This window comes from Eikenella longinqua, assembly GCF_001648355.1.
GTDB classification, from domain to species: Bacteria; Pseudomonadota; Gammaproteobacteria; order Burkholderiales; family Neisseriaceae; genus Eikenella; species Eikenella longinqua.
Window position 1 is genome coordinate 17,768 of sequence record NZ_LXSL01000028.1, and the last position, 13,754, is coordinate 31,521.

General features: G+C 59.1%; 16 protein-coding genes. 5 read left to right on the forward strand and 11 right to left on the reverse strand.

All coding sequences use genetic code 11. The features are described 5' to 3' along the window. Window positions 1–30: 30 nt before the first annotated feature. The 5 genes from A7P95_RS07505 to aroE form a co-directional block, all read right to left on the reverse strand. Window positions 31–456, reverse strand: a complete 426-nt coding sequence (locus tag A7P95_RS07505; protein WP_156503548.1) for a hypothetical protein — start codon at window positions 454–456, stop codon at window positions 31–33. Between the two features lie 101 nt (window positions 457–557). After that, window positions 558–1,277: a 7-cyano-7-deazaguanine/7-aminomethyl-7-deazaguanine transporter gene (locus tag A7P95_RS07510; RefSeq protein WP_067593455.1), complete on the reverse strand. Its 720-nt coding sequence runs from the start codon at window positions 1,275–1,277 to the stop codon at window positions 558–560. A 173-nt stretch (window positions 1,278–1,450) separates the two neighbouring features. Next, window positions 1,451–1,711, reverse strand: a complete 261-nt coding sequence (locus A7P95_RS07515) for a hypothetical protein (protein ID WP_067593458.1) — start codon at window positions 1,709–1,711, stop codon at window positions 1,451–1,453. 22 nt (window positions 1,712–1,733) lie between these two features. Then, window positions 1,734–2,207 (reverse strand): preQ(1) synthase, encoded by a 474-nt coding sequence (gene queF, locus A7P95_RS07520; RefSeq protein ID WP_156503549.1) that lies wholly within the window; start codon window positions 2,205–2,207, stop codon window positions 1,734–1,736. A gap of 167 nt (window positions 2,208–2,374) precedes the next feature. Next, on the reverse strand, window positions 2,375–3,190 hold the full coding sequence (gene aroE / locus A7P95_RS07525) for a shikimate dehydrogenase (protein ID WP_067593464.1): 816 nt from the start codon (window positions 3,188–3,190) through the stop codon (window positions 2,375–2,377). Between the two features lie 253 nt (window positions 3,191–3,443). On the opposite strand from aroE, the gene A7P95_RS07530 reads away from it, so the two are divergent. Beyond that, window positions 3,444–4,142 (forward strand): Bax inhibitor-1 family protein, encoded by a 699-nt coding sequence (locus A7P95_RS07530; protein ID WP_067593467.1) that lies wholly within the window; start codon window positions 3,444–3,446, stop codon window positions 4,140–4,142. 59 nt (window positions 4,143–4,201) lie between these two features. Here A7P95_RS07530 and A7P95_RS07535 read toward each other — a convergent pair whose 3' ends face one another. The 6 genes from A7P95_RS07535 to A7P95_RS07560 all read right to left on the reverse strand — a co-directional run bounded on the left by A7P95_RS07535 (window position 4,202) and on the right by A7P95_RS07560 (window position 8,663). Next, complete coding sequence (locus tag A7P95_RS07535) at window positions 4,202–4,696, reverse strand: DUF3828 domain-containing protein (protein ID WP_067593470.1); 495 nt, start codon at window positions 4,694–4,696, stop codon at window positions 4,202–4,204. A 136-nt stretch (window positions 4,697–4,832) separates the two neighbouring features. Beyond that, window positions 4,833–6,413 carry a bifunctional phosphoribosylaminoimidazolecarboxamide formyltransferase/IMP cyclohydrolase gene (purH, locus tag A7P95_RS07540; protein ID WP_067593473.1) on the reverse strand — a complete coding sequence of 527 codons (1,581 nt, stop codon included), beginning with the start codon at window positions 6,411–6,413 and terminating at the stop codon, window positions 4,833–4,835. A 133-nt stretch (window positions 6,414–6,546) separates the two neighbouring features. After that, window positions 6,547–7,185, reverse strand: coding sequence for a tetratricopeptide repeat protein (locus tag A7P95_RS07545; RefSeq protein WP_067593477.1), 639 nt, complete (start codon window positions 7,183–7,185; stop codon window positions 6,547–6,549). 51 nt (window positions 7,186–7,236) lie between these two features. Beyond that, the gene (locus A7P95_RS07550; RefSeq protein WP_067594302.1) at window positions 7,237–7,767 is read right to left on the reverse strand and encodes an SMI1/KNR4 family protein; all 531 of its coding nucleotides are present in this window, start codon (window positions 7,765–7,767) and stop codon (window positions 7,237–7,239) included. Further along, window positions 7,764–8,456, reverse strand: a complete 693-nt coding sequence (locus tag A7P95_RS07555; protein ID WP_067593480.1) for an O-methyltransferase — start codon at window positions 8,454–8,456, stop codon at window positions 7,764–7,766. Before A7P95_RS07555 ends, A7P95_RS07550 begins: the two co-directional genes overlap by 4 nt. Window positions 8,457–8,477: 21 nt before the next feature. After that, the gene (locus A7P95_RS07560) at window positions 8,478–8,663 is read right to left on the reverse strand and encodes a DUF3460 family protein (RefSeq protein ID WP_067593483.1); all 186 of its coding nucleotides are present in this window, start codon (window positions 8,661–8,663) and stop codon (window positions 8,478–8,480) included. Between the two features lie 182 nt (window positions 8,664–8,845). Here A7P95_RS07560 and pcnB point away from each other — a divergent pair, with 182 nt between their 5' ends. The 4 genes from pcnB to trhP all read left to right on the forward strand — a co-directional run bounded on the left by pcnB (window position 8,846) and on the right by trhP (window position 13,687). Then, window positions 8,846–10,243 (forward strand): polynucleotide adenylyltransferase PcnB, encoded by a 1,398-nt coding sequence (gene pcnB, locus A7P95_RS07565; protein WP_067593486.1) that lies wholly within the window; start codon window positions 8,846–8,848, stop codon window positions 10,241–10,243. A gap of 87 nt (window positions 10,244–10,330) precedes the next feature. Further along, entirely contained in the window at window positions 10,331–10,531 is a 201-nt protein-coding gene (locus A7P95_RS07570) for a hypothetical protein (RefSeq protein ID WP_067593488.1), read from the forward strand. Between the two features lie 322 nt (window positions 10,532–10,853). After that, window positions 10,854–12,104 carry an NAD(P)/FAD-dependent oxidoreductase gene (locus A7P95_RS07575; RefSeq protein WP_067593491.1) on the forward strand — a complete coding sequence of 417 codons (1,251 nt, stop codon included), beginning with the start codon at window positions 10,854–10,856 and terminating at the stop codon, window positions 12,102–12,104. Window positions 12,105–12,331: 227 nt separating this feature from the next. Further along, complete coding sequence (gene trhP / locus A7P95_RS07580) at window positions 12,332–13,687, forward strand: prephenate-dependent tRNA uridine(34) hydroxylase TrhP (protein ID WP_067593494.1); 1,356 nt, start codon at window positions 12,332–12,334, stop codon at window positions 13,685–13,687. Window positions 13,688–13,754: the final 67 nt, after the last annotated feature.

Consider the following 13,754-nt stretch of genomic DNA (forward strand, 5'->3'; position numbering starts at 1 on the left):
TTCAGGTAGCCTGAAGCGGGATTGGCCTAGTTAATATTTTGCTTTACTGGCGGATTGTTTGTTGGACAGCAGGTGTTTTAAAACGGTTAATGCCATGATTTCTTCATTGAAATGGTCAAAGCATGTTGATATTTCGAGAAAATTTAAGCTCTTCCGGTCTTCGGTTAAATAAAGCATGAAAAAAGCGGCATCATCCAATTGTTCAAACTCAAAATCGGCCGAGAACAAGATGGGGATGTTGTTTTTATTTGGCATCTTGTTATCGGAAGGTTCGGATAATGCTTCAAAATCAAGATACATTCCCCAGCCGCTGTTGTATTCCCTTTTTTTGACCTTTGATTTTTTAATCAGGTTTTCGACATACGCCCGCATGGCGCTATCTTCAATTTCTGATAAAACCAGCTCTAAGAATATTCTTTCGGATAGTGAGTAATTCAAATTTAAGTTGGTTGCCATTTTGTATCTACCATTACCGTTTTAATTGGCCGCTGGCGGAATGATACTGGGGTATAAATTTTTCAGGTAGCCTTTGCCGATGCAAAAGGCTACCTGAAAATTTAGTTGGCTTGGCCGGCGGTTTCGGGCTGGGCGGATACGGCTTCGGTTGCAACAGGCTGGTGCAGGGTGGTGAGCTTGCGGGTGAGGATGTTGAGGATGAGGCCGTAGGCGGGCAGGAAGAAGAGGGTGCAGATGACGAGTTTAAACAGGTAATCGACGAAGGCGATGTGCGGCCAGTTGGCGGCCATGAAGGCGTCGGCGCTGGCGGCGAAGGCGATGGAGAAGAAGAGCAGGGTGTCGACGGCGTTACCGGCGAAGGTGGAGGCGGTGGGGGCGATCCACCAGGATTTGAGCTGGCGCAGGCGGTTGAACACGAAAATATCGAGGATTTGGCCGACGGCATAGGCGGAGAAGCTGGCCAGGGCGATGCGGAACACGGGCATCACGAATACGACGAGGGCGCTCCAGCCTGTCCACGCGCCTTCTTGAAACAGCACGGAGAAGGCGTAGGACACGAGCAGGGCGGGAAACATGACGAGGAAGATGATGCGCCGGGCGAGGCGTTGGCCGAAGATGCGCACGGTGAGGTCGGTGGCGAGGAAGATGAAGGGGAAGGTGAGGGCGCCCCAGGTGGAATGCACTTCGAAGCCGTTGGGCAGGGTAACGGTGAAGGGGAATTGCACGAGGTAGTTGCTGGCGGCAATTACGAGGATGTGGAAGAGGGTGAGCCAGATCAGGGCTTGGCGCTGTTGGGCGGGGGTGAAAACGTAGTTTTGCATGATGGTCCTTAGTTTTGGTTTAGATGGAAATCTGCGCGGGAGGGTTGCGAACCGCGCTGGGGGGAGGGGTTTTGTTTTTCAGGTAGCCTTTCGGGGGCTTAATCTTCGCCGCCTGCTTCAAAGGAAAAAGTGAGGCTGGCAAACCGGTAGAGGCTACCTGAAAAATATTGCCGCTATGTTTCCTGCTCGAATTCTGCCTGCATGATTTGGCAGGCTTGTTCAAAAGCGGCTTTCTCTTCTGTGCTGAACGCGGGCAGGGAGAGGGTGAGCCGTTTGGCTTCGTTTAGGCTGATGCGGCGGTTGGCCTGCACAAAGGCGATGCAGCCTAGAAATGCCGTGCCGCGCTGTTTCAGCCGTTGGATTTCGGCGGCCAGTGCGGCGTTATCCAACGGGGGCAGGGCGGCGGCGCGGCGTTTGATTTCTGCGATGGGCATGGTTTCAGCTAGCCTGTGGGCTTTACTGCATGTCGTGTTTGAACAGCCGCTCGCGCGCCAGTTGCTCGAACGCTGTGCCGGGGCGGCCCCAGTTGGCGAAGGGGTGGATGGCGATGCCGCCGCGCGGGGTGAATTCGCCGAACACTTCGATGTAGCGCGGGTTCATCAGTTTGATGAGGTCTTTCATGATGATGTTGATGCAGTCTTCGTGAAAGTCGCCGTGGTTGCGGAAGCTGAAGAGGTAGAGTTTGAGCGATTTGCTTTCCACCATTTTGATGTCGGGGATGTAGCGGATGAGGATGGTGGCGAAATCGGGCTGGCCGGTGATGGGGCAGAGGCTGGTGAATTCGGGGCAGACGAATTTGACGAAGTAGTCGTTGCCGGGGTGTTTGTTGTCGAAGGTTTCGAGCACTTCGGGGGCGTAGGTGGTTTTGTATTCGGTTTTCTGGTTGCCCAGCAGGGTGAGGCTGCCGAGCTCTTCTTGGTTTCTCATGATGATCCTTAGTTTTGGTAACGCGGGAGGGTTGCGAACCGCGGGTGGGAAAAGGGGCGGATTATAAAGGATTTTCAGGCTACCTGAAAAGTTTCGGGCAGCCTGTTTGTGTTAAGGGGGAGTAAGTTTCGGCGGTTTGCCGGATTTCAGGTAGCCTTTGGACGGCGAAGTTAGATTTCTCCGGCGCGCAGGGCGGCGAGCACGGGGGCGGTGTTGGGGGAGAAGCCGCGCCAGAGGCGGTAGGATTCGGCGGCTTGTTCCACCAGCATGCCCAGGCCGTCGGCGCTGCGCTGTGCGCCGGCATTTTGGGCGAAGCGCATAAAGGCGGTGGGCTCGCGGCCGTAGGCCATGTCGTAGGCGAGCTCGCATTGGGTGAATACTTTGGCGGCGATGGCGGGTACTTGGCCGCTGAGGCTGCCGGAGGTGGCGTTGATGGCGATGTCGAAGCCGGCGGCGGGCAGCTCGGCAAACTCGGCAGCGGATGCACCGAATGTTTCGGCCAGCTCGCGGGCTTTGGCGGCGGTGCGGTTGGCAATGGTGAGGCTGGCGGGCCGGCATTCGAGCAGGGGCAGGATCACGCCGCGTGCCGCGCCGCCGGCGCCGATAAGCAGGATGCGTTTGCCGGCTAAGGCTACCTGAAAATGGCGGCGGATATCGGCTACGAGGCCGAGGCCGTCGGTGTTGTCGGCATGGATTTGGCCGTTGGGCTGTTTGATCAGCGTGTTGGCGGCGCCGGCGGCGCGGGCGCGTGCGGAAAGGCTGTCGGCCCAGGCGCAGGCGTCGGTTTTGAAGGGCACGGTTACGTTGGCGCCTAGCCCGCCTGCGGCGAAAAAGGCAGCGGCGCTTTCGGCAAAACGGCCGGGTTCGGCCAGAATGCGCTCATATTCGATGGCGGCGCCTTCCTGCGCGGCAAACATTTGGTGGATGGCGGGTGAGCGGCTGTGGGCGATGGGATTGCCGAATACGGCGTAGCGGGGGACGGGCATGGCGTTTCTCGTGGTTGGGGAAAAATCAGGATTATATAGCGGATGCGAACAATCGGGCGGCGCTGCGCTTTTACCTAAGGCAACATTTTGCGACGTTGCAAAAACGCGGCGCCGCCCCATATTGCCGGCATGGCAGGCGGTTTGAGTTGCCAACGGTTTGTTTTACAGGCGTTTATATTTCGCGCAAACGGCGCAATTGCTGCTACAATCCGCCCTTCATTTGTTTTGCTTTTCACTATCAAGAGGAGTTTTCATGCAACCGAACAACGTTTACGACTACACCGACGTGGGCCGCAGTGCCGTGTCGCAGAACACTGTTTTGCGCAAAACCTACGGCCTGCTGGGCTTGTCTTTCCTGCCCGCCGCCGCCGGCGCGTTTTTTGCCATGTCCACCGGCCTGAGCCTGTTTGGCCTCACCGGCAACCGCTGGATTGCACTCGGCATTTTCTTCGCCTTCTTCTACGGCATGAGCTTTCTGATTGAGAAAAACCGCTACAGCAACGTGGGCGCCGCGCTCCTGATGGTGCTCACTTTCGGCTTGGGTTTCTCGCTGGGCCCGATTTTGAACTACAGCCTGGCCTTTTCAAACGGCATCGAGCTGGTCGGCATTGCCGCAGTGATGACCGGAGCCGTGTTTCTGAGCATGGCGGCAATGGCCAAATCGGCCACTTTCGAAACCAAAGCCATCGCGCGTTTTGTTTCCGTGGGCTTCGTGGTGTCGGTGATCGCCATGGTGGCCAGTTTTATTTTCCCAAACATTCCGGCGCTGTCGCTGGCGGTATCCGGCCTGTTTGTGATCGTCAGCTCCGTGCTGATTATGTTGCAGGTGCGCGTGGTAATTGAAGGCGGCGAAGACAGCCATATCAGCGCCGCGCTCACGCTGTTTGTGGCCATCTACAATATTTTCACCGGCCTGCTGCGCTTGCTGCTGGCTTTTGCCGGCGAGGAATAAGCTGATTTAAGTGCTGAACGGATAAAAGGCTACCTGAAAAGTTTCAGGTAGCCTTTTTTTTAATGCTGCCCGGCCATTTTGGCCATACAGCGGCGCACGCTGCGTTTGAAGGAAACCAAGCGGTTTCCCGGCGTGGCGGTGTAGATGTCGTCGATGAGGCAGCGGCCGTTGGGGCGGCATTGCAGCACGAACTGCACTTGGGTGGCCGAAGTGTCGCCGGGAAACTGCTGGAACACGGCTTCGATGCGGCCGTTGGCCAGCGGCCGGATTTCCAGCGTCCGTTTCAGGCTGCCCCGGTCCCAGTCCTGTCCGGCGATGACGGGGTCGTAGTCGATGCAGCCGACTTCGCCCTCAGGTGTGTGCCGTTGGTCTTCTTGATACACGGCTTTCAGGTCGGCGGAAAAGTGGCGTTCGGGGTGTGCGTTCAGGGCGTTGCCGTTTTGGTAGGGGGCATACAGGCTGCGTACCAGTGCCAGCTTTTGCGCGCGGAAGCCGTCTGCTCCGGCGGTGGCGGCGCAGGCGGCCAATAGGGCGGCCAAGATGTATTTGGGCATAGGGTTTCTCCTAAATAAACATGGGTTGCAAAGGTGTTTTTACATCGTATCAGACAGATAAGGCTACCTGAAAATTTTAGCTTCGCAGAAACTCGCGGAGCTCGTTTTCAGGTAGCCTCTTGCTATGCGGCAAACCTTAATGGCGGAAGTGCCGCACGCCGGTTACCACCATGGCGATGCCGTGTTCGTCGGCGGCGGCGAACACTTCTTCGTCGCGCATCGAGCCGGCGGGGTGGATGATGGCTTTAATGCCCTGTTCGGCAATCACGTCCACGCCGTCGCGGAAGGGGAAGAACGCGTCCGAAGCGGCACACGCGCCGTTCAGGTCGAAACCTGCGTCCTGCGCTTTGCGGGCGGCGATGCGGGTGCTGTCCACGCGGCTCATCTGGCCTGCGCCGATGCCGTAGGTCTGCCCGCCTTTGCCGAATACGATGGCGTTGGATTTGACGTATTTGGCCACGTTCCACACAAACAGCAAATCGTTCCATTCCTGCTCGGTCGGTTGGCGTTGGGAGACGACTTTCAAATCGGCGCGGCGGATGCGGTGGATGTCGGGCGTTTGCACCAACAGTCCGCCGCCGACGCGTTTGAGCTCGAAGCGGTTTGCACCGTCCTGCAAGGGGATTTGCAGCACGCGCACGTTTTTCTTGGCGGCGGCGATTTCCAAGGCTTCGGCGGTGAACTTCGGCGCCATCAGGACTTCCATAAACTGGTTGTCGGTAATCTGTTTCACGGTTGCGCCGTCCACTTCGCGGTTGAAGGCGATGATGCCGCCGAACGCGCTGGTGGTGTCGGTGGCGTAGGCGAGTTGGTAGGCGGTCAAGGTATCGGCTGCAACGGCAACACCGCACGGATTGGCGTGTTTCACAATCACGCAGGCGGGCGCGTCGAAGGATTTGACGGCTTCCCAAGCGGCATCGGCATCGGCGATGTTGTTGTACGACAATTCTTTGCCTTGGAGCTGGGTATAGGCGGCGAGGCTGCCTGCGGCGGGATACACATCGCGGTAAAACGCGGCGTGCTGGTGCGGGTTTTCGCCATAGCGCATTTCCTGCACTTTAATCCAGCTTTGGTTGAACTGTTGGGGGAACTCGCCGATTTCAGGCTGCCCGTCCAACACCTCGTCCGAAATCGAAGTCAGATAGTTGGAAATCATGCCGTCGTATTGGGCGGTGTGGCTGAACGCCTTGCGCGACAGGTTGAAGCGGGTTTTGTCGGACAGGCAGCCTGAAAGTTCCAACTCGCTGATAATGCTTTCAAAATCGCCGTTGTCGGTAACAATGGCGACGTGTTTCCAGTTTTTCGCGGCGGAGCGCACCATGGTGGGGCCGCCGATGTCGATGTTTTCAATCGCGTCTTCCAGCGTGCAGCCGGGCTTGGCAATGGTGGCGGCAAAGGGGTAGAGGTTCACGCACACCAAATCGATGTTGCCGATGCCGTGTTCGGCCATTTTGGCGGTGTGTTCGGGCAGGTCGCGCCGCCCCAAAATACCGCCGTGGATTTTGGGGTGCAGCGTTTTGACGCGGCCGTCGAGCATTTCGGGGAAACCGGTATAGTCGGCCACTTCAATCACGGGAATGCCGACATCCGCCAACAGCTTGGCCGTGCCGCCGGTAGAAAGAATCTCCACGCCGAGCCGGTGCAGGGCTTGGGCAAAGGGGACGACACCGGTTTTGTCGGACAGGCTGATGAGGGCGCGTTGGATTTTGGGGAGCATGGGGGTTCCTTATGGGTGGATGGTGGGAAGGGTGGGCTACCTGAAAATTTTAGCTTCGTAGAAGCTCGGCCTTGGCTGTGCCAAGACATCGAGCTACCTCGTGGAAGTTGCGTTTTCAGGTAGCCTGTGGTTATCAACGGTTGTTCTGTATGCGTTGGCCGGCGCGGCGGGCGGCGGGGCTGTTGGGGTAGGTTTGCATCAGTTTGCGCCAGGTGGCGCGGGCAATGTCGCGCTGCTGTATGCTCCATTGGCAGCTGCCTACGCTGTAGAGGGCTTCGGGGGCTTTGGGGTTGGCGGCGAAGCGGGTGGCGAAGCGTTGGCCGCTGAGGATGACGGATTCGCAGTTGCGCAGTTTTTCATGGCTCTGCATGAGCAGGAATAGGGCGTTTTGCTCGGTGCGACCGCCGCTGCCGCTGCGTTCGGCGAAGCGCAGTTGGTGTAGGGCTTGGCTGTAGAGGCCGCTGCGGTAGAGCTGCTGGGCCTGGCGGTAGGCCTGCTCTTGCGGGTTTTCGGCGGGAGCAGGGGGGGGCTCGGCGGGGGCGGCGGTGCTGCGGCGGGCGGGGCGGGGGTGCTGGTGGTGTTGCAGCTCGCTCAGTTGCTGGCGCAGCTCGGCGATTTGTTGTTGCAACTGGCCGATTTGCTGGGTGTGGGCATTGAGCTCGGCTTCGATGCGCTGCGGCGGGCTGCCGGCGGGGAGCGGGCCGTTTGGGGCGGGGGGCAGGGCGGTGCAGGCGGCGAGGCCGAGCAGGGCGGCGGGGGCAATCAGGCGCATGGGGTTTCCTTTGTTGATAGGTACAGGTTGGATCAGGGCTACCTGAAAAAGTTAGTCTGCGAAGTTGTCTTCATGCTGTAAATGGCGGATAAATGTTTCAAAATCAGGCGCAAGTTTGATGATTTCATAACCCAGTTCCTGCTCTACCAACACCACTTCCGGCTCGCCGTTTTTGCCGCATCGGCGGTAGTCCAGCGCAAACATGGCGTGCCCGGCAGTAGGGTCGTTGGCAAAATATACGCCGATGGGCGGGTATCCCCAGTCTCCCAGCCACAGTTTTTGCCCCATTTTGCCGCACAGGCTGCCCGGCTTGTTTAAGCCGATGCCCGATACTTCTTCAACGAACACATGGTTATCCGACCATGAGGTGGGTTGGGCGGTGGGATAGCATTTGTTTCGGAACGTGCCGCCGTTTTGTATGGCCATCAGTGTGATAAAGCTTTGCGGCAGCTTATAGCCTAATATCGTTTCTACTTCGGCTAGGATTTCTGGCGTAAACGGGGCTTCTTTGTAATGTTTGTCGGCATAACCGTTTGGCTCCCATACGGAGGATAAGTCGAAATCTTGGAAAGGCTTGGTCATGGGCATTCTCTTTCCTGAAGATGGCGTTTGCGCAGCAGGGTGAGGCCGTCGCCCAGGGGCAGGGTGAGGGCGGCTACGCGGGGATCGGTTTGCAGGGATTGGTTGAAGGCGCGGATGCGCTCGATGGATTCGGGCGCGGGGGCGCTGTTGGCTTGGTAAACGCGGCCGCCGAGCAGGAGGTTGTCGATGGCGATGAGGCCGCCGGGGTGCAGCAGGGTGAGGCAGCGTTCGTAGTAGTGGGCAGTGGGGGGTTTGTCGGCGTCGATGAGGGCGAAGTCGTAGCTGCCGCTTTGGCCTTGTGCGATGAGTTGGTCGAGGGTGATGAGGGCGGGCTGGAGGTGGAGTTGGATTTTGTGTTCCACGCCGGCTTCGCGCCAGAATTGGCGGGCGAGGGTGGTGTAGGTGATGTTGATGTCGCAGGCGGTGAGGATGCCGTCTTCGGGCAGGGCGAGGGCGACGGCGGTGCTGCTGTAACCGGTGTATACGCCGATTTCGAGGCAGCGTTTGGCGCCGATGAGCCGCACGAGGAAGGCGAGTAGCTGGGCTTGTTCGGTGGCCAGGTGCATTTTGCCCATGCGGTGCTGCTCGGTGGCCTGCCGCAGGCGTTGCAAAACGGGCGCTTCGGGCGGGTTGATGGTTTTCAGGTAGCCGGCAAGCTCGGGCGGCAGGTGGGGGGTGGCTGCGGTCATGGCGCGGCGCGTGGTTGGGGTTTAGTAGGAGTAGTAGGTGTAGGGCTTTTTGGCGATTTTGCCGGCGGCGAAGTCGGCCTGCTCTTCGGGGTTGAGCTCGACATCCCACAGCAGGCCGCGGTTTTCGAGGCGGCGCGCTTGTTCTTCGGGGTGGGCTTCGAGGTATTGGTTGAGGAATTGTGTGGCGTCGGATTGGTAGTGATACATATTGGGTTTTCCGTGGTGGTGTGCGGGTAAAAGCGGGTGTGGGAAATGCGGGCGTATTATAGCGGAAAGCGCTTTGTTTGGCAGCCGTTGCGGCGAAAGGTTATACTTCGCGTTTTCCGTATAACACAGCGCCTGCCGCACATTGCAGGCTACCTGAAAAACAAGAATAGGGAACACGCCTTATGCTCACAAAATGGCTGCGCAAAATCCTGCCCGGCAAACAACCGGCCGCGCCTTCGCACAAGCAGGTGCTGCCGCTGGCCGAACACGGCATCACGCCCGATGCCATCAGCTATGCGGCCGAGAAAGTGGTGTCGCGGCTGCACCAGGCCGGGTTTGAAGCCTATGTGGTGGGCGGCGCCGTGCGCGATTTGCTCTTGGGCATCGAGCCGAAAGACTACGACGTGGCCACCAACGCCCGCCCCGAGCAGGTGCGCAAAGTATTTCGCCGCAGCCGCATCATCGGCCGCCGCTTTCAGATTGTGCACGTGATGGTGGGGCCGGAAACGATCGAGGTTACCACCTTCCGCGGCGGCAAGCGCCCCGCCCGGCAAAACGAACACGGCCGCATTATGCAAGACAACAGCTACGGCAGCATGGAGCAAGACGCCGCCCGCCGCGATTTCACCTGCAACGCCCTCTATTACAACCCCGAACGCCAAGAAATCACCGATTTCCATCACGGCGTGGCCGACATCCGCGCCAAACGCCTAGTGATGATCGGCGACGCCCGCTCGCGCTATCAGGAAGACCCGGTGCGCATGCTGCGCGCCGCCCGGCTTTCCGGCAAGCTCGGTTTTCAGGTAGCCCCCGACACCGCCGCGCCGATTGCCGAATGCCTGCACCTTTTGCCCAAAGAGCCGCTCGCTCGATTGTTTGACGAAGTGATGAAACTGCTGTTTTCCGGCGCGGCCGCCGATTGCCTCAAGCAGATGCAGGCCTTGGGTATGAGCGGGAAAACCGTACACCCGCTGCTTGCCTGCGCCCTGGAAAGGCTACCTGAAAACCAAGGGCGCGGCATCGTTTCCCTCGCGCTGGGCAGCACTGACCAGCGCCTGCGCGACGACATGGGCGTATCCGTGGGCTTCGTGCTGGCGGCCGTGCTGTGGCCGCAAGTGCGCGAAACCTGGCAGCGCGAGCTGGCCAACGGCCGCAACAGCGCCCACGCGCTCAGCATCGCCGTGGGCGAAATGCGCGCGCAGATGGAAAAAGGCTGGGGCGTGCCGCACCGCTTCACCGCCTCGATGCGCGAAATCTGGCAGCTCCAGCCGCAGTTCGACCACCGTCGCGGCGCCCGCCCCTTCCGCCTGCTCGCCCAGCCGCGCTTCCGCGCCGCCTACGATTTCCTGCTGCTGCGCGCCCGGGCCGGCGAAGCCGATCAGGCCGTGGCCGACTGGTGGACAGCCTTCCAGGAAGCCGACGAAGAACAGCGCAAACAGATGATTCAAAAAGCCGAGCAGCGCCCCGCTGCCGAAGGCGACGCCCCCGCCAAAAAACGCCGTCGCCGGCGCAAAAAGAAACCGGCCGGGGAGCAGGCGGGCGCGGCGCAGGTTGCGCCGCAGGATGGCGCGGCGGAGTAGGGCGCAAGTTTCAGGTAGCCTGTGTGCAGAAAAAGGCTACCTGAAAAACGGCAACGGTCTATTGTTGGAAAAAAGAAAGGAAATATCATGAAACAAGGATTACGCTATGCCCTGCTGGCTGCCCTGGCGGCAGCGGCATTGAGCGCTTGCGGCGCGGGCGCCGGAGTGGGCGTGGGCAGCCACCGCGACAGCCATGTGGGCCTGCGCGGCTCGGTGGATTTGAACAACGGCAGCAGCAGCGTAACGCCCTACGGCAAAATCGGCGTGGGCGTGGAAGCCACGCGCTGAATACCAACCGCGCTGCTTTCGGGCAGCGCTTTTTCGTGCGCAAGCGATATGCAGGCTACCTGAAAAATGTTAGCTCCGCAGAAACCCGCTTTGCTCGTTTTCAGGTAGCCTGTTTGCCTGTTTGTTACAGGCGGCGCGCAGTTTCGGGGGAAACGGGTAAATTTTGTCCAAATCGTTTATAATCAAACCTGTGCTGCTGTCATCAGGGCGGTTTGCCTTGCCCGGCATGGGCGGCGGCGCGGCACACAGACAGAATATAAATAATGCCGGCCTGCATGCCTGCTGGCTACGGCGGCAACATGGGAAGATATAAAGGGAAAATATGATTCAGCATTACGACGTCGTGATTATCGGAGCCGGCCCTTCGGGGGCGGTAGCGTCCGCTTTGTTGAACAAGCGGGGATTCAATGTGTGTGTGGTGGAAAAGCAGCATTTTCCGCGCTTTGTTATCGGCGAGAGCCTGCTGCCGCACTGTATGGAGCTGCTGCACGAGGCGGGCTTCCTGCCGGCGGTGCAGGCCGGCTTTGGTTTTCAGTATAAAAACGGCTTTGCCTTTTCGTGGGGCGAGCGCAACACCAGCTTTAAGTTTACCGACAAATTCTCGCCCGGCCCTTCTTTCGCGTTCAACGTGGAGCGCGCGCGTTTCGACAAAATCCTGATTGACGAGGCCATCAAGCAGGGTGTGACCGTACAATTCGGCGCCGCGGCGAAAGCGTTCGACAACCACGGCGATTTCGCCAAATTGGTGGTGCAGCAGGAGGGCGGCGATCCTTATGTGCTGGGCGCGCGCTTCGTGCTGGACGCCAGCGGCTACCACCGTGTGCTGCCGCGCATGATCGGCTGGGACATCCCTTCCGATTTGCCCTTGCGCCACGTGCATTTCACACATATCGACGACCACATCACCGACCAAGCTTTCGACCGCAACAAAAACCTGGTGTGTGTGCACCCCAAGCACCGCGACGTGTGGCTGTGGCTGATTCCCTTTTCCAACGGCCGCGTCTCCATCGGCGTGGTGGGGCTACCTGAAAAACTCGGGCTGGAAAGCTCGGCGGTGATTTTGAAGAAATTCGCCATGGAAGTGCCGCTGTTGCGCCGCATCCTGAAAAACGCCCACTGGGAAAACAATTTCCCCTTCATCTATCTGCCCGGCTATTCGGCCAACGTGAAATCGCTGTTTGGCCGGCATTTCGCCCTGCTGGGCAACGCGGCGGAATTCCTCGACCCGGTGTTTTCCTCCGGCGTAACCATCGCCACCCATTCGGCCAAGCTCGCCGCCGACCTGCTCGCCCGCCAGCTGAACGGCCAGGCGGTAAACTGGCAGGAAGAGTTTGCCCGCCCGCTGATGTCGGGCGTGAACGTGTTCCGGCACTATGTGGAGGCTTGGTATTCCGGCTCGCTGCAAGACATGATTTTCGGCAGCCAGCGCACGCCGGAAACCGACCGCATGCTCAGCGCCGTGTTTGCCGGCTATGCCTGGGATCAAAACAACCCCTATGTGCACGACGCCCAGCTCTTCACCTCGCAGATTTGGGAGCCTGCGCCCAAGCACGACACCGCCGAAGCCGATTAGGCTGGGTTTGCGTTATAATCCCTCCGACCGCTGCTTCTGCGGAAGCCGATGTTTTAACTTCGCAGAAACTCAGCTTTCTGCGGAAACTTCGTTTTAGCTTCGCAGAAACTTCGTTTTCAGGTAGCCTGCTTTAAGGCTACCTGAAAATCTTTAAGCGGCTACCTGAAAAATCCTGCGAAGCACACAATCCCGTTCCAACAAACCTTAAGTTCCATTCCAAGCACATCATGAAATCCCCCGAACTCCTCCTCCCCGCCGGCGGCCCCGAGCGCATGCGCACCGCCTTCGACTACGGCGCCGACGCAGTTTACGCCGGCAGCCCGCGCTATTCCCTGCGCGCTCGCAACAACGAATTCGCCAAGCTCGATGTGCTGCGGCAAGGCATTGCCGAAGCCCACGCGCGCGGCAAAAAGTTCTACCTCACCGTGAACACCCTGCCGCACAACAGCAAGCTCAAAACCTTCCACGCCGATATGCAGCCCCTTATCGCCATGAAGCCCGACGCGCTGATTATGGCTGACCCCGGCCTGATTATGGTGGTGCGCGAACGCTGGCCCGATATGCCCGTGCACCTCTCCGTGCAGGCCAACACCACCAATTATTGGGGCGTGAAATTCTGGCAGCGCATCGGCGTGGAGCGCATTATTTTGTCGCGCGAATTGAGCATGGAAGAAATCGCCGAAATCCGCCAAAAATGCCCCGATGTCGAGCTGGAAGTATTCGTACACGGCGCGCTGTGCATTGCCTATTCCGGCCGCTGCCTGCTTTCTGGCTATTTCAACCACCGCGACCCCAACCAAGGCACCTGCACCAACTCCTGCCGCTGGGACTACAAAGTGCACGATGCCGAAATCGACGAAATGGGCGACGCCCGCCTGCTGCAAGGCTTTGATTTCAATAAAGCCCAAGAGGAAGCCAACGCCGCCTTCGAAGGCATCAACGGCCAAGTGCGCCACCCCAAAGCCAACAAAATTTTCCTGATAGAAGAGAGCAACCGCCCTGGCGAAATGATGCCGATTATGGAAGACGAGCACGGCACTTATATTATGAATTCCAAGGATTTGCGTGCCATCGAGCAAGTGGCCAGGCTCGCCGAAATCGGCGTGGACAGCCTGAAAGTGGAAGGGCGCACCAAATCCGTGTATTACGTCGCCCGCGTGGCCCAGGCCTACCGCAAAGCCATCGACGACGCCGTGGCCGGCCGCCCCTTCGACTACAGCCTGCTCGCCGAGCTCGAAGGCCTCGCCAACCGCGGCTACACCAGCGGTTTCCTCGAGCGCCACCAAACGCAAGACTATCAAAACTACCTCACCGGCCATTCCGTGGCCAAACAAAGCCAATACGTCGGCCACGTTACCGCCATCGACGCCGAAGGCTGGGCCACGGTGGAAGTGAAAAACCGCTTCGCCGTGGGCGACACGCTGGAAATCATCCACCCGCAGGGTAACCAAACCATCGTGCTGCAAGCCATGAAACGCTGGGGCGAAGCGGCCGAAGTGGCACCCGGCAACGGCATCCAAGTGCAGATTCCCGATATGGCGGGCAAGGATAAGGCGCTGATTGCGCGGATATTAAATCCTTAAACCGCCTGCCCGGCTCAGGCAGAGAGGCTACCTGAAAATCTGCGGCGGATACTGCGTAGCTTCACGC